Origin of the sequence: Corallococcus llansteffanensis (assembly GCF_003612055.1) — a bacterium.
In the GTDB taxonomy this organism is placed as follows: Bacteria; Myxococcota; Myxococcia; order Myxococcales; family Myxococcaceae; genus Corallococcus; species Corallococcus llansteffanensis.
This window is the reverse complement of the sequence record NZ_RAWB01000130.1, coordinates 1-19,591: the sequence shown is the minus strand read 5'-3', so window position 1 is coordinate 19,591 and position 19,591 is coordinate 1. Positions and strand designations below refer to the sequence as shown.

The following is a 19,591-nucleotide window of genomic DNA, read 5'->3' as shown; positions in this document are numbered from 1 at the left end:
GCACCGAGCGGGCGATGTCCCCGGCGGACAGGGGCGCGGAGCCGAAGACGCGCTGGAAGAAGGGCACGTACATGAAGGCGGCCTGGAGCAGCACCAGCGTCGCGATGCCCACGAACACGGTGCGGTTGCCCCACAGCCCCACCTCCCGCAGCGAGCCCGTCAGCGTGCGGCACAGCCACAGGTAGAAGATCTGGAAGCTGATGACGGTGTTGACCGCCATCGTCTGGGCCTCCGCCAGCGGCAGGGGATTCGCCGCGTCCCGGGCGCCTCCCTGGCGCGTGAACTCCCAGAGGAACAGGCCGATGGCGCCCGCCGTCATCAGCAGCGCGACGAGGCCGGTGCGCATCACCACGAACTGGTTGAGCACCGGGGCGTCGGGGGCGCGGGGCGGACGGCTCATGACGTGGCGCTCGCGGGCCTCGAAGGCCAGGGGCAGCGCCAGCGTGACGGTGGCCACCAGGTTGATCCACAAGAGCTGCGTGGGCCGCATGGGCATCAGCGGCGCGTGCACGCCCGCGACCTCCTGGATGGGGAAGAAGGCCACGGCCGCCATGAGGATGAGGGCGAGCCCCAGGTTGGTGGGCAGCACGAAGGCGAGGGACTTGATGAGGTTGTCGTAGACGCGGCGGCCCTCCTCCACGGCGGAGACAATGGTGGCGAAGTTGTCGTCCGTCAGCACCAGGTCGGCCGCCTCGCGGGACACCGCCGTGCCGGTGATGCCCATGGCCACGCCGATGTTCGCCTGCTTGAGCGCGGGGGCGTCGTTGACGCCGTCGCCCGTCATCGCCACCACGTGGCCCTTCGCCTGGAGCGCCCGGACGAGGCGCAGCTTGTGTTCGGGGGCCACGCGCGCGAACACGTTCGTGTCCTCCACCGCCCGGATCAGCGCCGCGTCGTCCAGCTCGGACAGGCGCGCGCCCGTGAGGCCCGGACGCTCCGGGGCGTGGATGCCCAGCTGGAGGCCAATGGCCTCCGCCGTGGCCAGGTGGTCGCCGGTCATCATCTTCACGCGGATGCCCGCGGCGTGGCAGCCCTGCACCGCCGCCACGGCCTCCTCGCGAGGCGGGTCGATCATCCCCTGCAGGCCCAGCAGCGTGAAGCCGTCCTCCGCGTCCTGGGGTTGAAGGGACGTGGCCCGGGGCGCGTCCTTGCGCGCGACCGCGAGCACGCGCATCCCCTGGCGGGCCAGGCGCTCCACCTCCGCCAGCACGGCGTCCGCGTCCGTCTCCGGCGCGCAGCGGCGCAGCACGACCTCCGGGGCGCCCTTGAGGAACAGGTCCCGGTCCTCCGGGCCGTCCGCGTGGAGCGTGGCCATGAACTGCTGCTCGGACTCGAAGGGGATGGCGTCCAGGCGGGGGCGGCGCGCGCGCACGTCGGCCACGCCCAGGCCCACCTTCTCCGCGGCGACGAGCAGCGCGCCCTCGGTGGGGTCCCCGGTCATCCGCCACCGTCCGGAGCCGTCCTGCCCGGACCCGGCCAGCAGGCTGGCCTCGTTGCAGAGCACGCCCGCGCGCAGCAGGGAGACGACGTCCTCGGGGGGCGCGTCGGTGGGCTTGCCGCCCCACAGGAGCTGTCCGTCGAGGGCGTGGCCCACGCCGGACAGCTCGTAGCGGCCGTCCGGCGTCCACAGCGCGCGCACGGTCATCTCATTGCGGGTGAGGGTGCCCGTCTTGTCCGTGCAGATGACGGTGGTGCTGCCCAGCGTCTCCACTGCGGGCAGCTTGCGGATGACGGCGCGGCGGGCCGCCATGCGTTGCACGCCAATGGCCAGCGCGATGGTGACGATGGCGGGCAGGCCCTCCGGGATGGCGGCCACCGCCAGGGTGACGGCCACCATCACCGCGTCGCTGAACGCATACCCGCGCCAGAGCCCCACGCCGAGCAGCACGGCGGACAGGATGACGATGCCCAGCGTGATGATGCGGCCCAGGCGGGCCAGCTCCCGCGTGAGCGGCGTGCTCAGGTCGGTGGCCTGCTCCATCAGGTGGGAGATGCGGCCCAGCTCGGTGGCACGCCCCGTGGCGACGACGACGGCGGTGGTCGTGCCGGACGTCACCAGGGTGCCCCCGAAGGCGAGGCTCGCGCGGTCCCCCAGCTCCGCGTCCCCGGCGACGGCCGCGACGCGCTTGCTCGACGGGACGGACTCCCCGGTGAGGGCGGCCTCCTCCACCTGGAAGTTTCGCGCGTGGAGCAGGCGCACGTCCGCGGGCACGCGGTCACCGGACGCGAGCCGCACCACGTCGCCGGGCACCAGCCGCGAGGCGGGCAGGGCCACCGGGCGGCCGTCGCGCACCACGGTGGTGGACTCCGGCACCATGTGGCCCAGCGCCGCGATGGCCTTGCCCGCGCGGTACTCCTGCACGAAGCCGATGAGCGTGTTGAGCACCACCACGGCGGCCACCACCAGCCCGTCCGTCACCTTGCCCAGGAGGATGGCCAGCGCTGCGGAGGCGATGAGCACCCAGATGAGCGGGCTGTTGATCTGCCGCCACAGCAGCTTCCAAAGGCTGTCACCGCGCTCGCGCTCCAGCACGTTGGGGCCGTGGCGGGCCATGCGCTCCTCGGCCGCGGCCTCCGTGAGCCCGGCGCCGGTGCTGCCCAGCCGCTCCAGCACCGCTTCGGGAGGCAGGGCATGCCACGCGACGGGCCTGTCCTTACCTTCGTTGCCCGGCTGCTCCCGCATGACGTGTCTCCCCGGAGGGAAGCTGGGCACGCCCGGACGCGGGAACCTGGAACGGCGGGCTTCGGCTCATCGGCCAGCAAGCCCGGCTGCGTTCAGACTGGATGTTTGTGATTCATTTGGATTTGGCGGGAAGGCTGGTTTTTCAAGGTGAGGGCAGGAATGATGGATGGGGCGGACTGTCCCGCGCATCGCAACCTGCGGAGTCACCCATGCTGAAGAAGAGCGCCCTGGGAGCGTGTATCGCCGCCCTGTTCCTCACCGCCTGTGGAGGCGCGCCCACCGCAGAGGAAGTCCTCGAACCCGCGTCCGAAGCCGCCGCGCCGGAGGTGACGACGCAGTCCTGGAGGGCCTGCAACGGGCGGAGCATCTCCACCCGCTACTTCTACAGCGACTCCTCCATGACGACCATCATCGGACGGCAGAACTGCGGCTGCACCACCGGGGGCGGCGAGCGCTACGGGAGCACCTCCGGGTTCTACGAAGACGTCGTCTTCTCCACCTGCCGGTAGCGCTGGCACGAAGTGGGGGCGGGCAGGGGGACGGGCGGATGTCCTCCAGGGTACCCCCTCATGCGACCGCCGGCCGGGCCCCGGGCCGGCAATCTCCCTTTGAAATCCGGAGCGCCTTGCCGTAGTTTGCAAGGCGACTTCGAGGAGCGTTGCGAGGCCTTCCCGGCCCCAGGCTCGAAGCCGAATGACCCAACGGCGCTCACCTGTACGCGTTTCTTGCGAGGGTGAGTCCGGCCGAAGGTCTGGCCTCCTCCTCGCCAGGACGGCGCGCCACCTGGACCCGGAGCCATTCCATGACCGCAGCCACCACGAAGCAGAAGCAGGACTACGCCGTCGCCGACCTCAAGCTCGCCAGCTGGGGCCGCAAGGAGATCCGCATCGCCGAGAGCGAGATGCCCGCGCTCATGGCCATCCGCGACGAGTACGCCAAGCAGCAGCCCCTGAAGGGCGCCCGCGTGACGGGCTCGCTGCACATGACCATCCAGACGGCGGTGCTCGTCGAGACGCTCCAGGCGCTGGGCGCGCAGGTGCGCTGGGCGTCGTGCAACATCTTCTCCACCCAGGACCACGCGGCCGCCGCGCTGGTGGAGGCCGGCACGCCGGTGTTCGCGCACAAGGGCGAGTCCCTGAAGGAGTACTGGGACTTCACGCACCGCATCTTCGAGTTCGGCCCCGCGGGCAGCGAGCACGAGGGTCCGAACATGATCCTCGACGACGGCGGCGACGCGACCCTGCTCATGCACCTGGGCAAGCGCGCGGAGAAGGACCTGGGCGTCATCTCCAAGCCGGAGAGCGAGGAGGAGCGTGAGCTGTACGCCTCCATCAAGGCGAAGCTCGCGGAGGACGCGACCTGGTACTCGCGCAAGAGCGCCAAGATCATGGGCGTCACGGAGGAGACCACCACGGGCGTGCACCGCCTGCAGGAGATGTCCAACAAGGGCACGCTGCTGTTCCGCGCCATCAACGTCAACGACAGCGTGACGAAGAGCAAGTTCGACAACCTGTACGGCTGCCGCGAGTCGCTGGTGGACGGCATCAAGCGCGCCACGGACGTGATGATCGCCGGGAAGATCGCCGTCGTCGCGGGCTACGGGGACGTGGGCAAGGGCTCCGCGCAGGCCCTGCGCGCGCTGTCCGCCCAGGTGTGGGTGACGGAGATCGACCCCATCTGCGCGCTCCAGGCCGCGATGGAGGGCTACCGGGTCGTGACGATGGACTACGCCGCGGACAAGGCGGACATCTTCGTCACCGCCACGGGCAACAAGAGCGTCATCACCCACGAGCACATGGCGAAGATGAAGGACCAGGCCATCGTCTGCAACATCGGCCACTTCGACAATGAGATCGAGGTCGCCTCCCTGGAGAAGTACCAGTGGGAGGAGATCAAGCCCCAGGTCGACCACGTCATCTTCCCGGACAACAAGCGCATCATCCTGCTCGCCAAGGGCCGTCTGGTGAACCTGGGCTGCGGCACCGGCCACCCCAGCTACGTGATGTCCAGCTCGTTCGCGAACCAGACCATCGCGCAGATCGAGCTGTACTCGCACAGCGACAAGTACCAGGTGGGCAAGGTCTACGTGCTGCCCAAGCACCTGGATGAGAAGGTCGCTCGGCTCCAGCTCAAGAAGCTCAACGCGCAGCTCACGGAGCTGACCCCGGACCAGGCCAGCTACATCGGCGTGGCGAAGTCCGGTCCCTACAAGCAGGACACGTACCGCTACTAAGCGCGTGCGTTCGTGACACCCGGGGCACCGTGGGCTGTATGCCCGCGGTGCCCTTCGTCGTTCCCGGCTCCGGGCTGCCGGGCGAGGCGCTCAGAACAGGCGGTTGAGCCCGTTGAGCGCGGCCACGCGGTAGGCCTCCGCCATGGTGGGGTAGTTGAACGTGGTGTTGATGAAGTAGTTGATGCTGTTGCCCGCCCCCTCCTGCGCCATGATCGCCTGGCCGATGTGGATGATCTCGGAGGCGTTGTCGCCGAAGCAGTGGATGCCCAAGATTTCTCGCGTCTCCCGCTGGAAGAGCAGCTTCAGCATGCCCACGGTGCGGCCGGTGATCTGCGCGCGCGCCAGGCTCTTGAAGAAGGCGTGACCCACTTCATAGGGGACGCCCGCCTGGGTGAGCTCGCGCTCGGTGCGGCCCAGGCTGCTGATTTCGGGGCTGGTGTAGATGCCGGTGGGGATGTCCTTCACCAGCTTGTGCTCCAGCCGCCCTTCCACGATGTGCGTGGCGGCGAAGCGGCCCTGGTCATACGACGCGCTCGCCAGGGACGGGGCGCCCACCACGTCGCCCACCGCGTAGATGTGGGGCACGGAGGTCTGGTACGCGTCATTCACCTGGATGCAGCCGCGCGAGTCCACGGTGATGCCCAGCGTCTCCAGGCCCAGGTCGCGGCTGTTGCCGGAGCGGCCGTTGGCCCAGAGGAAGACGTCCGCCTTCAGGCGCTTGCCGCTCTTCAGGTGCAGCACCACGCCGTCGTCGTGGGCCTCCACCTGGGTCATGTCCTCCTGGTGGCGGATGAGCACGCCCTGTTCACGCAGGTGGTAGGAGAGGGCGTCGGAGATTTCATCGTCCAGGAACGACAGCAGCCGGTCGCGCGTGTTCACCAGGTCCACCTTCACGCCGAGCATCCGGAACATGGAGGCGTACTCGCAGCCGATGACGCCCGCGCCGTAGATGATCATCGACAGCGGGGCTTCGCGCAGCCGCAGGATGGTGTCCGAGTCGAAGATGCGCGGGTGGCGGAAGTCCACGCCCCCCGGGTGGTAGGGCCGAGAGCCGGTGGCGATGACGAAGGCGCCGGCCGTCAGCAGCTCCACGGAGCCGCGCGGCTCAGTCACCTCCACCGTGTGGGCATCCCGGAAGCGGGCCCGACCCACCACCAGGTCCACGCGGTTGCGCTCATAGAAGGTGCTGCGCAGCTGCACCTGCTTGGACACCACCGAGGACGCGGCGCGCATCATGTCCGCCAGCGGCGTGTGGCGCGCCAGCTCCGAGCGCAGCTCCGGGTGGTCCCGCTGCACGTCCATCAGGCGCTGGATGGCGTGGCGCAGCGCCTTGGAGGGAATGGTGGCCGTGTGGGTGCAGGCGCCACCCACCAGGGGGCTCTCCTCCACGGTGCACACCCGGCGGCCGGACTTCACCGCCTTCATCGAAGCGCCTTCACCCCCCGGACCCGAGCCGAGGACCACCACGTCGAACTGCCGAGCACTCATGGCCGGAGTGTTTCCCCCAACCCCGGTCCCGAGGGAAGAAAACCTGTCCCGGAGGAAGGCCTGCCCGCCTGCTCCGGGGCCCACGGGCCGGATTTTCCGTTCAAGTGTTGATTCCTGGAGTCCCGGCCCGGCACGCTCGCGGGTTCCTTCTCCTGGCGCCGAGGATGCCGGACCGCCTGAGGACCGCCCATGCACAAGAACCTCCGAGAAGCCCTGCGCCGGGCCCACTTCACGGCCCTTGCCAGCGCCACGGACTGGGGTGATTTCGAGCGGATGGTGAGGTCGATGTTCTGGACGACCCTCACCATCCTGACCAACGCGCTCCTGGAGATGGTGGGCCAGGAAGGGATGCAGGAGGCCGCCACGGACTGGGACAAGGCCCTGCTCATCGTGAACGCCGTCAAGAGGGAGAACCGGGAGAGGAACCCCTCCTTCCGGCGGGCTCGGCACGCTCCGACGATGCTGTCCCTCTTCGATTCCCCCGAGAATTCCCTCGAGGATTCCGTCGAGGAGCCCATCAAGGAGCTCCCCAAGTCTTCGAAGAAGTCGGCGCTCCGTCTGCGGGGCTTCACGAACGCCTGCCCTCAGCGCGTGAAGACGAAGCTGCTCGGGCAGCGGCTGTCACGGCTTTCGTCGCTGGTGCTCAAGGGCCAGAAGGACACGGCCTTGGGGAGTGCGCATGCGTCCTTCACGGAGGACTTCGGGGCCTTCCATGCCATCTACCGCAGCCTCAAGGATCAGCTCCTGACGCACGCGCCCCAGAAGGACTCCTCACTGGGAAAGGATCCCCAGGAGCACTGGCTGGGGAAGCTGAAGAAGAAGGGCGGGGGCCGCAAGCGCTACCTGGGGGTGACAGGGCAACCCAATATGGGGTTTGTCGTCATCGAGGAAGGGGAGCCGGTTTCGTGGATCCAGGCGCTCGTCCACCTGACGGTCTTCCGCAAACGCATGCAGGGAAAGCAGTTGAAGCAGGTGATGACCCACGTGGACGAGGACGGGGCTGACATCGCCCACTCCTTCACCCATGTGGTGCTTGGCGGACTCCCGACCTGTGTGTGGCTCCACAACACGAAGTCCAAGAAGGGCGAGGGGGCCACGCGCATCATCTCCTTCGTCGACAAGCAGCAGGTCGTCGAAGGGACGGTGCTGGATACGAAGTACGAGCACCTGGACACGCTGAGCATCCTCGACCTGTCCTACGAGGAGCTCTTCCTCCTCCTCCAGATGGCCACGCGGGATTGCATGGGGGCGAGCGACGCGAAGATGGCGGCGCAGCTGCTCAGCTTCCTGGGCCCGGAGTACGCGACGGGTGAGTGCAAGCCCATCTCGGATGGGCTCTTCGACACCCAGATCCAGTGCCCCCTCAAGGTGAAGACCCTGGGAAGCGAACGGGAGAGCCCGCTCACCACGACGGTCACCGTCTCCGTCCGGACCGTCTGCTCGACGGTGCTGTCCATCCTGTTCCTCTCCGAGCCCCGACATGCGCTGCCGCTCTGGCTGTCGAACCTGGACGCCCTTCGCTGCGTCGCGACCGGCGCGATCAACTTCACGCAGCTGTTCGCCAGGAAGTGGATCTTCGTGAAGGGGCAGGGAGAGGATCCGGTCGACGTGGCGCTCGTCAAGGACGCGCCCCACACCATCGGCTACCTGCTGGCCTCGGCGAACATCGCCAAGTACACCCTCTCTCCGGATGACGAGGACACGCGCAAGCTCAAGGAGCTGATCATGCCCGCCTGCGAGGTGTTCTTCAAAGCGGGCTCCCTGCCAGACCTGTCCCTGATGCTGAAGACGCTGAAGGCCCATTTCTCCTCCCCCGTCGTGGAGGAGGACGATGACGACTTCAGCGGCTACTTCGAATCGAAGAAGGACGACGAGGACGAGGTCGACGAGGTCTGGGGCTATCAATGGGATTGGACCCCGCCCACCGGCAAAGGTGCCCTGAAGACCTACAACACCACGGTCCTCCCTCTCAGGATGCTGAGCCTCGACAACAAGCAGCTCGTGCCCGTCGTCCGGCAGCTCACCTTCATCGCGCCCATCGTGAAGATCCTCCTGCTGCGCGAGCTGCTCATGCTCACGAAGTGAGGCCCCGCAGGCGCTCGAGCAGCTCCGCGACGGCGGGGCGCACGGGCGCGTGGGTCCGTTGCACCGCGTGGACCGTGTTCGTCAGCGCGGCCTTGCCCCAGCCCACCACCTTCAGGCCCCGTCCCGGGGCGACGCAGAAGTCGGGGACGACGGCGACGCCGTGGCCGCTCCCCACCCACGCCAGCACCTCTTCCAGCTCCTCGAAGTGCGCGGTGCTGAACCAGCGCGGGTGGCGTCTGCCGAAGTGGTGGCCCAGCCAGCGCCCCATCACGTAGTCCCCTTCGTCGTAGGTCACGAGCGGCACGTCCTGGAAGTCCTCCTGCGCGCGCAGGCGGCGGGCCCAGGCGGCTCCGGCGACGAGCACCAGCTTCTCCTCGTACACCGGCGTCAACACCAGACGCGGGTGCACGGTGGCCCGGTAGGTGAAGCCCACGTCCACCTGGCCTTCGAGCACCTGTCGGAAGACGTCGTCAGCGGAAGGGTAGCGCAGCGTCAGCCCCCGTCGCGGTCCCTCCTCCGCGAGCAGCTTCGGGAAGAGCACGTAGCGGCCGAAGCCGGAGACGGCGGCGAGCTCCAGCGGCCGGTCCGCCTCCTCGCCCTGCAACACCGCCTGCACGTCCCGCGCGAAGCCTCCGAGGAACCGGAAGAGGCGATCCGCCACGGGCGTGGGGACGAGGCGCGCCGAGCGACGCTCGAACAGGGGCGCACCGAGCGTCTCCTCCAGCCGTCGCAGCTGGTAGCTCACCGTGGGCTGGGTGCGGTGCAGGCGCGCGGAGGCCGCCGTGACACTGCGCGCTTCGTAGACCGCGACGAAGGTGCGCAGGAAGGGGAGGTCCGGGAAGTCCATCGAGGGTTTCTATGGGGATTGGCCAGCACTATCAATTGGCGTCATCTCCGCTTCGCGCGCACCTTCCTGCCATGCCCAAGCCCCTGCTCCTGGGAATGGTCCTCGCGCAGCTCCTGGCCTGTGCGCATCCCCATCCCCCCATGACCTCGTCCCGTCAGAACCCCACGCCCGAAGAGGCGGTGCGGACGTACTTCCTCGCCGCCGACTCCCACTCCAGCCGCCTGCTGCGCCAGGCCTTCCACCCCGCGGTGCTCATGCAGTGGGTGGACCGCGACAGTGGCGCGCTGAAGACGCTCACGCAGTTGGAGTGGTGGCAGCGGTTGGACGCGGAGGCCGCCCACCCGGAACCCGCGCTGGAGCGCCGGTTGACGGTGCTCGACCGCGAGGGCCCCTTCGCCTTGATGGAGGCGGTCTCCCGCTGGCCCGACCATGGCTTCGATGACCTGCTGCTCGTGGTGGAGACGCCCGCGGGCTGGCGCATCGTGGGCAAGGTGTTCCAGCGGCTCGAACCCGGGGAGCAGGTGGCTTCGCCCGCATCCGAGGTGGAAGCGATTCGCGCGGTGCTCGAAGGGAAGATCGAAGCGCATGCCGCCTACAGCCCCGCGCTCCTGCACGAAACCCATACACCGGACTGTCGTTACTACCGCCTGCACATCGACGGGGTGCCCTTCACCTGGGTTCCGCTCTCCGAGGCGGCGGCCCGCTATGCATTGAACCAGGAGGCCGGCGTCCAGGACCGCGACAGCCCCTGGCGCATCCTCCAGGTGGAGGTGCGGGGGAACGTGGCGGCGGCGAAGTTGGATGTCGTCGTCGAGGGGACGCGCTTCATCGATCACCTGCTGCTCGTGCGCGCCGACGGGCGGTGGAGGATCTCCGCGGCGGCCTGGGGAGACCCCCGCGTGGGGCCCTGAGCGCTACTCGCAGGTCGCGAGGAACTCCGCGCCGTTCTCCTGGCACCAGCGCCGGTAGGTCTCCAGCCGGTCGGCGGGCGTCGCGGTGCGGAGGACCTGGCCGTCCTCGCCCAGGTACTCGATCCCGCCGCGGACGTTGATGAGCAGGACGACCGGTTCCTCGCCCACCACCCTCCAGCTGTCGACGTTGCCCCGCGGTTCGTAGACGTAGCCGCCGGGGCCCACCACCTCCCCGGTGTCGAGCTGGCGACGGCCCGCGAGGTTGAAGGCGTGCACCTCGCCGGTGTGCCGGTGGCGCGGGATGCGGGTGCCGGGCTCCAGCCGGAACAGGTACACCCAGCCGCTCCCGTCGCGGAAGAAGCGGAGCGGCTTGAACGAGAGGCCCGGAGACCCCATGGGGATCCACGGGATGCGTTCGGAGTCGACGGGCAGGGACGCGAGGACAGTGGAGGAGGTCATGGCGGCAGGATGCCTTCCTCCTGGACCCGTGGGAGGGCCAGGATTGGCGATTTCCATTGGGCCAATCCATGGGAGCATGGGGCATGGATTTCCACGTCACCCTCCAGGGCCGCCGTGACCTGTCCGGGCAGATCTACCGCGAGCTGCGCGCGGCCATCCTCGACGGGCGCCTGCGACGCGGCGAGCGGCTGCCGCCCACCCGGGAGCTGGCGCTGCGCCTGGACGTGTCGCGCAACACCGTGAGCGTGGCCTACGAGTGGCTCACCGCCGAGGGGCTGCTCGAAGGACGTACGCGTGCCGGCAGCTTCGTCCAGGGAGAGGCCTCCCCGCGGCGCGGTCGGACGGGCGTGGCCTCCGGGGTGCGGCTGCGCGCCCGGGCCTTCTGGAGCGCGCTGCCTGACGAGCCCACTCCCCGGGCTCCCGCCGCGTACGACTTCCGCGTCGGCACTCCAGATGCTTCGCACTTCCCCTTCGAGACATGGCGCCGGCTGGTGGCGCGTCAGCTCCGGGCCGCCGCGCTGCCCGCGGGGTATGCCGAAGCGGCGGGGCACGCGGGGCTGCGCGAGGCCGTGGCCCGACACGTTGGCGTGGCGCGGGGCGTTCGCGCGGAGGCCGACGACGTCCTCATCACGCATGGGGCGCAGCAGGCGCTCGACCTCGCGGGACGGGTGCTCATCGAACCCGGGGACTGCGTCGCGGTGGAGGACCCGGGCTATCCCCCCGCGCGGCTGTTGTTCCAATCCCTGGGCGCTCGCGTCGTGCCCGTGCCCGTGGACGCGGAGGGGCTCGACGTGGGGGCGCTGCCGGACGCCGCGCGCCTCGTGTACGTCACGCCCTCGCACCAGTTCCCGCTGGGGATGCCCATGTCCCCGGCACGGCGGAGCGCGCTGCTCGACTGGGCGAAGCAGCGGGACGCGGTCATCCTCGAGGATGACTACGACAGCGAGTTCCGCTTCGGCGGCCGGCCCCTGGAGACGTTGCATGGGTTGGACCGCTCCGGTCGCGTCCTCTACGTGGGGTCGTTCTCGAAGGTGATGCTCCCGGAGCTGCGGCTGGGTTTCCTCATCGCTCCGCCCTCGCTCCAGCGGGAGCTGAGATGGGCCAAGCGCGTGATGGACTGGCACAGCCAGCTTCCCGCGCAGGCGGCCCTCGCGCGCTTCATCGATGGAGGAATGCTCGCGCGGCATGTCCGCAAGATGCGCCGTGAATACGAGGAGCGGCACGAGCGCGTCCTGGAAGGCCTGACACGCCACTGCGGTGACTGGCTTCAGCCCCTGCCTTCGATGGCGGGCCTGCACCTGAGCGCGACGTTCCATCGGGGTGGCCTGAAGCTGGAGCGGGAGGCCGTGGCGCGGGCGCAGGCCGCGGACGTCGGGCTCGTCACGCTCTCACGCTACTGCGCCGGGCCTCGCGCGAAGGCGGGCCTGGTGATTGGCTATGGCGCGATGCCGACCTCGCGCATCGCGGAGGGACTGCGGCGCCTGGGCTCGTGCCTCGCTACTGCGTCGGGATCATAGGCATTGCCTATGGATCCATCGTCGCCACGGCCCTCACGAAGTGAGGAAGCAATCGCTATATCTCCTTGCGTCGATGTCGCGGTGACGCCCCGAGCGACACCCGGCCCCTTCCCCTGGAGCCCTCCATGAAGTCTTTCCTGACGCCTTACCGCCTCACCTTCCTCGCGCTGGCCACGTCCCTGGTGGGCCTGGGCTGCGCTTCTTCCTCCAAGAGCACGACGGGTGAATCCATGACGACGACGCAATCGCAGAAGGCGGAGAACGTGCACGTGGGCCTGCTGGTGCGCCTGGAGGCGAAGCCCGGCAAGGAGGGTGACGTGCAGAAATTCCTGGAGGGCGGGCTGCCGCTCGTCCAGGCGGAGCCTGCGACGGCGCAGTGGTTCGCGCTGCGCTTCGGCCCGACCTCCTTCGGCATCTTCGACACCTTCGCGGATGAAGCGGGCCGTCAGGCGCACCTGGGTGGCAAGGTGGCCGCGGCGCTGATGGCGCAGGCGCCGGAGTTGTTCGCGACGCCCCCGTCCATCCAGTCCGCGGAGCTGCTCGCCACCAAGGCACCGGGGACTCCGGAGGCCACCGACCAGAAGGCGCTGGTGGTCATCCTGGAGGCGAAGTCCGGCAAGGAGGGGGAGGTGCAGAAGTTCCTGGAGGGAGGGCTGCCCATCGTCCGCGACGAGCCGGCCACGCTGCACTGGTATGCCATTCGCCTGTCGCCCACCACGTTCGGCATCGTGGACACGTTCCCCGACGAGGCGGGCCGTCAGGCGCACCTGGGCGGCAAGGTGGCCGCGGCCCTGATGGCGCAGGCTCCGGAGTTGCTCGCGAAGCCGCCCGTCATCGAGCAGGTGGACGTGCTCGCTGTGAAGCGCTGAGCCTCAGGCTCCGGGGCGTGGGTTTCGGCCCGCGCTCTCCAGCAGGGTGCGCCAGAAGAGCTTCGCGACGGGCGGCGCGGTGCGGTCTCCCGAGCGCAGCAGGGACACGGTGCGCTGGAGCGCGGGTTCGACGAGGGGCCGCGCGGTGGTGGCGGTGCCGGCCATCAGCGAGTGCTCGGGCATGAAGGCGAAGCCGACGCCCGCGGCGACGAGGCTCTGCACCCACTCCTCGCGCTCGGTGCGATAGCTGGCGTACAGCGCCACCTTGCGGGACGTGCACAGCGCGCCGACCTGCTCGCGCATCTCGCAGGAGAGCCGGTCGATGTAGGGCTCATCGGACAGCTCCGCCAGGCGCACGGTGTCCTGCGCGGCCAGCCGGTGGCCGGGCGGAAGCACGACGAGATAGCGCTCGTCGTAGAGCGGCGTGACGACGCACCAGTCGGGCGTGGGGGCGGCGGCGTGGGTGATGACGAGGTCCACCTCCGCTTCCTCCAGTTGCCGGAGCACCTTCTCCCGCGCGCCCACCTGGAGCTCCACCTCCACCCCGGGGGCCACGGCGCGAAACGCGGCGAGGTAGCCGGACAGGCGCGCGGGGCCGATGGTGCAGAGCACGCCGACGCGCAGGGGCACCTGCTTGAGGCGGCGGTGGTTCTCCGCGATGAGCGCCACGCTGCGGCTCTCGTCGTCGATGCGCTGGAGCCGGGGCAACACCAGCCGTCCCAGCGGGGTGAGCTTCGCGCCGCCGCGGTCGCGCAGGAGCAGCGGCCCTCCCAGCTCATCCTCCAGCTTCTTGACGGCGGCGGTCAGCGTGGGCTGCGACACGTGGCAGCGCTCCGCTGCGCGCGTGAAGCTGTGCGTCTCCGACACCGCCAGGAAGTACCGGACCTGATGCATCTCCATGCGGGGTGCCCTACTTCGCCAGCCTGGTCGCGTGGCTCGCGGCCAGCTTCCACTGGCCCTCGCGGTAGACCCAGGTGTCGGTGAACTGGTAGTCGCCCGCGAACTGCACCTTGCCGGAGTGGCCCTTGAGGGTGGTGATGCCGGTGACGACGGCGGCATCTCCGTACAGGACGACCTTCTGGTGGTGGTTCTTGAAGACCTCGTAGACGGGGTCCCGCTTGGACACCTCCGCGAGGTTCTGGTCGAGGTTCGTCACGGTGCCCTTCGAGTCCGTGAGCGTGAACTGCTTGTCCAGGCTCTTGCGGAGGGTGTCGGCATCGCCGGCTTCGAAGGCACGGCAGATGGCCGCTTCGACCTTGAGCAGGTCGCGCTCGTCCTGCGCGGGGTCGCGTGCTTGCGCGGTGGCGCTCGCGGCGACGGCGAGGACGGTGGTCAGCGTGGTCTGGAAGTTCATCCGCGGCTCCCTGTGGAGTTGGAGGACTCAGGTGGCGATGCGAACCAGTTGCTTGCCCAGGTTGTTCCCTTCGAACAGGCCCTGCAAGGCCATGGGCGCCTGTTCCAGTCCCTCGGCGATGGTCTCGGCGCAGACGAGGTGTCCCCCGGCGGACCAGGTGGACAGCTCGCGGAAGGCCTCGGGGAAGCGTGAGACATGGTCGAGGAAGATGAAGCCTTCCATCCTCGCCCGCTGGAAGGCGAGCTGCATGTAGTTGCGGGGCGCGACGCCGTAGCTGTTGTCCCTGTAGCCCGACGCGATGGAGCCACTGAGCACCACCCGCGCACCGCGCGCGAGGCAGTCCAACGCCGCCTCCAGCACCGGGCCGCCCACGTTGTCGAAGACGACGTTCACGCCCCGCGGCGCCAGCTCCCGGAGGCGCGCTCGCACGTCCTCGGACTTGTAGTCGATGCAGGCGTCGAACCGGGCGACCCGGGTAACCCAGTCGACCTTGTGCGGTCCGCCCGCGAGGCCGATGACGCGGCAGCCCCGGAGCCGGGCCACCTGACCCGCGATGGAGCCGACGCTGCCCGCGGCGCCGGAGACGAGGACGGTCTCGCCCGGAGCGGCGCGGCCGATGTCGGTGACGCCGAGCCAGGCGGTGAGGCCGCTTGAGCCGTAGAGGTTCAACATCGCCCTGGGGTCGATGCCGTCCGGCACCTTGTTGAGGCCGAAGAGGCCCGCGTCTCCGCTCAGCACGTAGTCCTGCCAGCCCGTCAGTCCCACGACGTGGTCGCCCACCGCGAGCCGCTCCGTCCGTGAGACGATGACCTGGCCCACGCCCGCGCCCCGCATCACCTCTCCGAGCGCGACGGGTTGGGTGTACGTCGCGTGCTCGTTGAGCCACGTGCGCTGTGTCGGTTCGATGGCCAGCCAGAGGACGCGCACGAGTGCTTCACCGGGCCCGGGCGTGGGCACGGGCCCCTCGCGCAGCTCGAAGCAGCGGTCGGAGACGTCGTCCTGGGGGCGGGCCCGCAGCACCCACTGGCGGTTGACGGGCGCGCTCACGGCGCTTCCTTCGCGAACGCGGGGGCCGCGAGGCGGCGTGCGCAGTCTCGGATGTCCTCCGGCCAGGCCCGGGTCCACTTGTTGAAGCGGGTGCGGTCGCCCGCGTAGAGCGCTCGGGCCGCCTCCTCGTAGCCCGGAGCGTTGCCGGCCATCGTGGTCATGAAGCGATCCGCGGCGGCCTGGGCCTGACGGACACGGTCGGCATCGCCGTGCGTCGCGCGGGCGGCCTCCACCAGCTTGCGCAGCGCCACGGAGGCGCCGCCCGGTTGGGTGGCCAGCCACTCCCAATGCCGGGGCAGGAGCGTCACTTCACGGGCCACCACGCCCAGCTTCGGACGTCCGGGGCCACGGGGCTCGGAGGCTTCCGCCGTCGGCTCCGGCGCAGGCTGGAGGCGGGCGAGCACCTCCTCCAGCGAGCCACGCAGGTGGAAGTCGACCTGCTGGCCGGTGGCGTCATCGAACAGCAGCAGGGACTCGGATTCGCCAGCGTCGAGCGCGCGGCGGGCGGCGGTGACGACCTCGGCGGGAGGACCGGAGGCAAGCAGGCGCTGTCCCGCGAAGGCGGTCCAGCAGGCGGAAGGTGAAGGCATGGGCGGATATTGCCCGGGTAGAAATAGATGTCAATTGCACCCGGGTAATATCTGCCGCGCTGACCGTTCAGGGATTCGCTCGACGCGTGGCGCGGCGGCGCCAGGGCCGGAGTGTGGCCAGGAGGGTCAGCGCGCTCAGGCCTCCTCCGGCCTGCGAACAGCTGTGGTCGGACGCGCCCCCAGGCTCGTCTCCGGGCTGCTCTGGCGGCTTCTGGGCGCACGTCAGCTCGAAGTCCACGGACACGGGCGGCAGCGTGAGGTTCGCGTGCTCCAGCGTGCCTTTGAGCGTGGCCTGGTGGCGTCCGGGCGTGAGGCCTCGGGTCGGGGGCATGGTGGGGTTGGACTCGCCGCAGACCGTATAGAGGAACATCAGGCGCCGGTTGTATTCGTAGAGATGGGTGTCTGGGTTTTCGCCCGTCGCGGTCAGCCCGCCATGCTTCGCGTAGGACCAGGCTTCACCGTCCACCTCCACCGTCCAGTGCACCCACGGCAGGAACGGCACCAGCTCCGGCGACGGCGTGAAGTGCAGGGTGGTGGTGTCGCCCTCCGCCTGTGTGTTCCCGCAGCTCGAATCCCCATACACGGCGAAGGTCGTCCGTTGAGGCGTCTCGGCCGTCAGGCTCCCGAGCGTCGTGGGCAGCGGCAGGGCAGGGCCCGCGGTGAAGGTCTTCGCCTCGGTCTCCTGGGGTCCCCCGAAGTGGCAGACGCCCTTCGCCTCCAGGCGGTAGAGGGTGCCCGGTACGAGCGGCGCGTCCGGGACCAGGACCTGGGTCTGATGGGCGCCCGCCGTGACGCTCGCGGGCACCGGGGTCCCATCGTCCTGGAGCAGCCGGACGGTGGTGGGATCCACGCTCTCCAGGAGCGGTGGCACCGTCACCAGCCCGGGAAGGTTCGCGGGCACCGCTCCGCCGTCAGCGGGGAGCGCGAAGCGGGTTCCTCGCAGGCAGTTGGGCGCCACGCAGGCATGCGCCGAAGAGGGGAGGAGTGCTCCCATCCCCAGGAGGAACATCCCTGCGGTGGCCAGCTTCCAGATGTATCCGTGCATGCCGCATCAGACACCGGAGGCCGGACGGTTGGGACATGGCTCAGGCGGAGCGCACTCCGCGCGCGCGCCGCCGCCAGAGCTGGAGCGTGGCGAACAGCCCGAGCGCCGTGAGTCCCCCGCCCGCCTGCGAGCAGCCCTCGTCGTTGGGGACGGGGTCGGGTTCGGTGGACTTCTTCGGGCACGTCAGCTCGAAGGGCACCTCCACCGACGGCAGCGGCGGGTCCAGGTGTTCGAGCACCGGACGCAACGTGGCCACGTGTCGCCCTGGTTCAAGCCCCATGTCCTGGGGCTGCCCTGCCTCGGGCAGCACCTCGCAGACCGTGTAGAGCCACAGCAGGTCCCGCGTGTACTTCAGCCGGGTCGTGACGGCGAGCTCGCCGGTGGGGCCCAGCGAGCCGTGCGGTGCCGAGGCCCAGGGCTTGCCATCCACCTCCACCGTCCAGTGCACCCACGGCAGGAAGGGCACCAGCTCCGGCGCGGGCGTGAAGCGCAGGCGCAAGGAGCTGCCCCGCGTCTCCACCGCGCACGTCGCCCCCCCGATGACGTAGACATTCCCCTGCTGCTCCGGGCCGGCCTCCAGCAGCCCCGTGGCGCCGGGCAGGGGCAGGGGTTCGCTCGCGGTGAAGGTCACCCCCAGGGTGTCCGGCCCGTACGGACAGGGGCTGTCACCCTCCAGGCGGTAGGCGGCTCCGGGAACGAGTGGCGCGGCGGGCGCCACGACCGCGCTCCCGTGGGCGCTCTGCGTGATTCCCGCCGCCACGTCGGTGCCCTCCGCCGTGCGCAGGTGCACGCTGCCCGCATCCATGCTCTGGAAGAGGGAGGGCACGATGACCAGCGCGGGCACGTTCGCCGGAACCGCCGCGCCCGCAGTGGGTGGCACGATGCCCCCGAGGTCGCAGACGGGGCCGCTGCAGGCCTCCGCGGAAGGGGGCAGGCCGCCTCCCCATGCCAGGACACACATCACCACGCCCAGGGCCCTCCAGCTGCGTCTCGTCATGCGGCTTGAGACACCCGGGCCTGGCGGGTTGGGACATCCGGAGGGAGCGCCCGGGCCCGCGCTACCCCGCGAACGCGGTGGGGCGCCGGAAGATGGGCGGGAGGGTCGGCGGCTCCTTCTCCTCCGCGCGGGTGTGGACGGAGTTGAGGCGGTCCAGGAACTCGTCCTTGGGCATGCGCTCCGTGCGGCCCCAGGGGTTGGTGTACTCGACGTACTCCTCGCCCGTCTTCTCGTCGACGCCGGTGCCCGTCACCACCACCTTGTGGCCACCGCCCGTCCAGTCGATGCCCACCGCGACGGACTCGCCCTCGGCGGTGCGCTCCTGGATGAGGTCCCACGCCGCGGCCTCCTCCGTCGACGTGTCGATGCCGGACATCGTGTCGTACTTGCGGCCGAAGACGGCCTCCGCGAGGCGGTCGCTCTCGCTCGGGGTGAGCCCCTTGTGCACCTTGTCGCCATCCCCGTCGTAGTGCGTGTCCGTCCCGTCCTGGTAGTCCAGGTCCCCGCCGTTCGCCGCCTCCATCAACGCGGGGGCCAGCAGCTCCTGGCTCTCCGAACGCACGTCGTCGATGATGCCGCGCGCGTCGGTGCCCAACTCCTCGCGCGCGATGACCGTCTTGCCGTCCGCCAGCGTCACCTGTCCCTCGGGGCTGGCCAGCCCGCTCACGAGCCGCACGTACTCCGCGGGGTTCTCCTTCACGAGCTGGATCTCCACCGCCGTCGCCGCGCAGGTGCCCTTGTTGCGCTGGCCGATGGACTCCGGGGTGGCCACCTCCTGCACCACGTCCGACAGGAGCTGCCCCCGGTCGAGGCCCTCACCCAGCTCCTGTGTGGCGAGCCCGTTCAACTGCTCCAGCAGCGTGCCCCCACCGCCCAGCGCCTCGTCACCGGGGAGCGAGCCCTTCAGCAGCAGCGTCTGCAGCGCGAGCGCGGCCACCGGGTCGCCCTCCGGCTGGATGGCGAGCAATTGCTCCTTCACCGCGAGGTACTGCGCCTGCTCGGTGGGTGACAGGGATTGGAGCGCCTCCTGCTCCAGCGCGGCGTTCGCCTCGACCATCTCCGTGGCCATCTGGTGGCGCGTCGACGCGGGGTCGGTGTCCTTCGTGGAGTTCACGTGCTCCGCGTCGCGGGTGATGTCCGCGCCTTCGTCCGTCTTCTCCTTGGAGTGGAGGTGGAAGCCGCCCAGCAGGAGGTCCGCCTGGGACAGCGCGCTCTCCCGGGTGCGCGGGCCGTCCTCGCCCAGCACGGTGTTGAGCTTCGCGCGCTCGCGCAGCTTCCCCAGCTCCAGGTCGTTGTGCACCTCGCGCCGCGAGGGACCCTGGCGGAACTCCTGGGGGTCGATGGCGACGGCGGGCGTCTGGGCGCGGCCCCCGGGAACGACGCGGTTCGGCTGCGGGGCGAAGCTGTCCCGCGACGGCAGGCCCGTCGCACGGGAGGGCTGCGCGGACGGCGGTGTGGGCCTGGGG

17 protein-coding genes and 1 riboswitch are annotated in these 19,591 nt (G+C 70.0%); of the genes, 6 read left to right on the top strand and 11 right to left on the bottom strand.

Annotated features, from left to right (window positions below; genetic code table 11):
- On the bottom strand, positions 1 to 2,683 hold a 2,683-nt coding region (locus D7V93_RS14580), incomplete at its 3' end, for a cation-translocating P-type ATPase (protein WP_120643998.1).
- A 209-nt stretch (positions 2,684 to 2,892) separates the two neighbouring features.
- On the opposite strand from D7V93_RS14580, the gene D7V93_RS14575 reads away from it, so the two are divergent.
- Positions 2,893 to 3,192, top strand: coding sequence for a hypothetical protein (locus D7V93_RS14575; RefSeq protein WP_120643997.1), 300 nt, complete (start codon positions 2,893 to 2,895; stop codon positions 3,190 to 3,192).
- A 135-nt stretch (positions 3,193 to 3,327) separates the two neighbouring features.
- Positions 3,328 to 3,400, top strand: a riboswitch (S-adenosyl-L-homocysteine riboswitch).
- Between the two features lie 85 nt (positions 3,401 to 3,485).
- Complete coding sequence (gene ahcY / locus D7V93_RS14570; RefSeq protein WP_120643996.1) at positions 3,486 to 4,916, top strand: adenosylhomocysteinase; 1,431 nt, start codon at positions 3,486 to 3,488, stop codon at positions 4,914 to 4,916.
- Positions 4,917 to 5,006: 90 nt separating this feature from the next.
- Here the strand turns inward: ahcY and sthA are convergent, their stop codons facing one another.
- Positions 5,007 to 6,404 (bottom strand): Si-specific NAD(P)(+) transhydrogenase, encoded by a 1,398-nt coding sequence (sthA, locus tag D7V93_RS14565; protein ID WP_120643995.1) that lies wholly within the window; start codon positions 6,402 to 6,404, stop codon positions 5,007 to 5,009.
- Between the two features lie 189 nt (positions 6,405 to 6,593).
- Between sthA and D7V93_RS14560 the strand changes: the two genes are divergently transcribed.
- Positions 6,594 to 8,489 carry a hypothetical protein gene (locus D7V93_RS14560; protein ID WP_120643994.1) on the top strand — a complete coding sequence of 632 codons (1,896 nt, stop codon included), beginning with the start codon at positions 6,594 to 6,596 and terminating at the stop codon, positions 8,487 to 8,489.
- Here the strand turns inward: D7V93_RS14560 and D7V93_RS14555 are convergent.
- Complete coding sequence (locus tag D7V93_RS14555; RefSeq protein ID WP_120643993.1) at positions 8,479 to 9,336, bottom strand: LysR family transcriptional regulator; 858 nt, start codon at positions 9,334 to 9,336, stop codon at positions 8,479 to 8,481. The two genes, D7V93_RS14560 and D7V93_RS14555, sit on opposite strands and share 11 nt — an antisense overlap.
- Before the next feature lie 71 nt (positions 9,337 to 9,407).
- Here D7V93_RS14555 and D7V93_RS14550 point away from each other — a divergent pair, with 71 nt between their 5' ends.
- Positions 9,408 to 10,247, top strand: a complete 840-nt coding sequence (locus tag D7V93_RS14550; RefSeq protein ID WP_120643992.1) for a nuclear transport factor 2 family protein — start codon at positions 9,408 to 9,410, stop codon at positions 10,245 to 10,247.
- A 3-nt stretch (positions 10,248 to 10,250) separates the two neighbouring features.
- Here D7V93_RS14550 and D7V93_RS14545 read toward each other — a convergent pair whose 3' ends face one another.
- On the bottom strand, positions 10,251 to 10,706 hold the full coding sequence (locus D7V93_RS14545) for a 2,4'-dihydroxyacetophenone dioxygenase family protein (protein ID WP_120643991.1): 456 nt from the start codon (positions 10,704 to 10,706) through the stop codon (positions 10,251 to 10,253).
- Positions 10,707 to 10,789: 83 nt separating this feature from the next.
- Between D7V93_RS14545 and pdxR the strand changes: the two genes are divergently transcribed.
- Entirely contained in the window at positions 10,790 to 12,223 is a 1,434-nt protein-coding gene (gene pdxR, locus D7V93_RS14540) for a MocR-like pyridoxine biosynthesis transcription factor PdxR (protein WP_120643990.1), read from the top strand.
- Positions 12,224 to 12,348: 125 nt separating this feature from the next.
- Complete coding sequence (locus D7V93_RS47815; RefSeq protein WP_244237314.1) at positions 12,349 to 13,092, top strand: putative quinol monooxygenase; 744 nt, start codon at positions 12,349 to 12,351, stop codon at positions 13,090 to 13,092.
- Between the two features lie 3 nt (positions 13,093 to 13,095).
- On the opposite strand, the gene D7V93_RS14530 is transcribed toward D7V93_RS47815, so the two are convergent.
- From D7V93_RS14530 to D7V93_RS44930, 7 genes are all read right to left on the bottom strand, one after another.
- Entirely contained in the window at positions 13,096 to 13,992 is an 897-nt protein-coding gene (locus D7V93_RS14530) for a LysR family transcriptional regulator (RefSeq protein ID WP_120643989.1), read from the bottom strand.
- A 10-nt stretch (positions 13,993 to 14,002) separates the two neighbouring features.
- Complete coding sequence (locus tag D7V93_RS14525; protein WP_120643988.1) at positions 14,003 to 14,446, bottom strand: nuclear transport factor 2 family protein; 444 nt, start codon at positions 14,444 to 14,446, stop codon at positions 14,003 to 14,005.
- Between the two features lie 27 nt (positions 14,447 to 14,473).
- The gene (locus tag D7V93_RS14520) at positions 14,474 to 15,493 is read right to left on the bottom strand and encodes an NADP-dependent oxidoreductase (RefSeq protein WP_120643987.1); all 1,020 of its coding nucleotides are present in this window, start codon (positions 15,491 to 15,493) and stop codon (positions 14,474 to 14,476) included.
- Entirely contained in the window at positions 15,490 to 16,083 is a 594-nt protein-coding gene (locus D7V93_RS14515; RefSeq protein ID WP_120643986.1) for a DUF2239 family protein, read from the bottom strand. The genes D7V93_RS14520 and D7V93_RS14515 overlap by 4 nt, the downstream gene beginning before the upstream one ends.
- A 67-nt stretch (positions 16,084 to 16,150) precedes the next feature.
- Complete coding sequence (locus tag D7V93_RS14510; protein ID WP_120643985.1) at positions 16,151 to 17,128, bottom strand: hypothetical protein; 978 nt, start codon at positions 17,126 to 17,128, stop codon at positions 16,151 to 16,153.
- Between the two features lie 40 nt (positions 17,129 to 17,168).
- The gene (locus tag D7V93_RS14505) at positions 17,169 to 18,125 is read right to left on the bottom strand and encodes a hypothetical protein (protein WP_244237313.1); all 957 of its coding nucleotides are present in this window, start codon (positions 18,123 to 18,125) and stop codon (positions 17,169 to 17,171) included.
- A 61-nt stretch (positions 18,126 to 18,186) separates the two neighbouring features.
- Positions 18,187 to 19,591, bottom strand: a 1,405-nt coding sequence (locus D7V93_RS44930; protein WP_158623744.1) for a hypothetical protein, incomplete at its 5' end; no start/stop codon positions are given.

Excerpts from the sequence above, each read along its gene's own strand:
- D7V93_RS14505 (WP_244237313.1), bottom strand. The coding sequence starts at position 18,125 with ATGACGAGACGCAGCTGGAGGGCCCTGGGCGTGGTGATGTGTGTCCTG.
- D7V93_RS47815 (WP_244237314.1), top strand. The coding sequence starts at position 12,349 with ATGAAGTCTTTCCTGACGCCTTACCGCCTCACCTTCCTCGCGCTGGCC.
- D7V93_RS14515 (WP_120643986.1), bottom strand. The coding sequence starts at position 16,083 with ATGCCTTCACCTTCCGCCTGCTGGACCGCCTTCGCGGGACAGCGCCTG.
- D7V93_RS14550 (WP_120643992.1), top strand. The coding sequence starts at position 9,408 with ATGCCCAAGCCCCTGCTCCTGGGAATGGTCCTCGCGCAGCTCCTGGCC.
- ahcY (WP_120643996.1), top strand. The coding sequence starts at position 3,486 with ATGACCGCAGCCACCACGAAGCAGAAGCAGGACTACGCCGTCGCCGAC.
- D7V93_RS14560 (WP_120643994.1), top strand. The coding sequence starts at position 6,594 with ATGCACAAGAACCTCCGAGAAGCCCTGCGCCGGGCCCACTTCACGGCC.
- D7V93_RS14555 (WP_120643993.1), bottom strand. The coding sequence starts at position 9,336 with ATGGACTTCCCGGACCTCCCCTTCCTGCGCACCTTCGTCGCGGTCTAC.
- pdxR (WP_120643990.1), top strand. The coding sequence starts at position 10,790 with ATGGATTTCCACGTCACCCTCCAGGGCCGCCGTGACCTGTCCGGGCAG.
- D7V93_RS14545 (WP_120643991.1), bottom strand. The coding sequence starts at position 10,706 with ATGACCTCCTCCACTGTCCTCGCGTCCCTGCCCGTCGACTCCGAACGC.
- D7V93_RS14525 (WP_120643988.1), bottom strand. The coding sequence starts at position 14,446 with ATGAACTTCCAGACCACGCTGACCACCGTCCTCGCCGTCGCCGCGAGC.
- D7V93_RS14510 (WP_120643985.1), bottom strand. The coding sequence starts at position 17,128 with ATGCACGGATACATCTGGAAGCTGGCCACCGCAGGGATGTTCCTCCTG.
- D7V93_RS14575 (WP_120643997.1), top strand. The coding sequence starts at position 2,893 with ATGCTGAAGAAGAGCGCCCTGGGAGCGTGTATCGCCGCCCTGTTCCTC.
- D7V93_RS14530 (WP_120643989.1), bottom strand. The coding sequence starts at position 13,992 with ATGGAGATGCATCAGGTCCGGTACTTCCTGGCGGTGTCGGAGACGCAC.
- sthA (WP_120643995.1), bottom strand. The coding sequence starts at position 6,404 with ATGAGTGCTCGGCAGTTCGACGTGGTGGTCCTCGGCTCGGGTCCGGGG.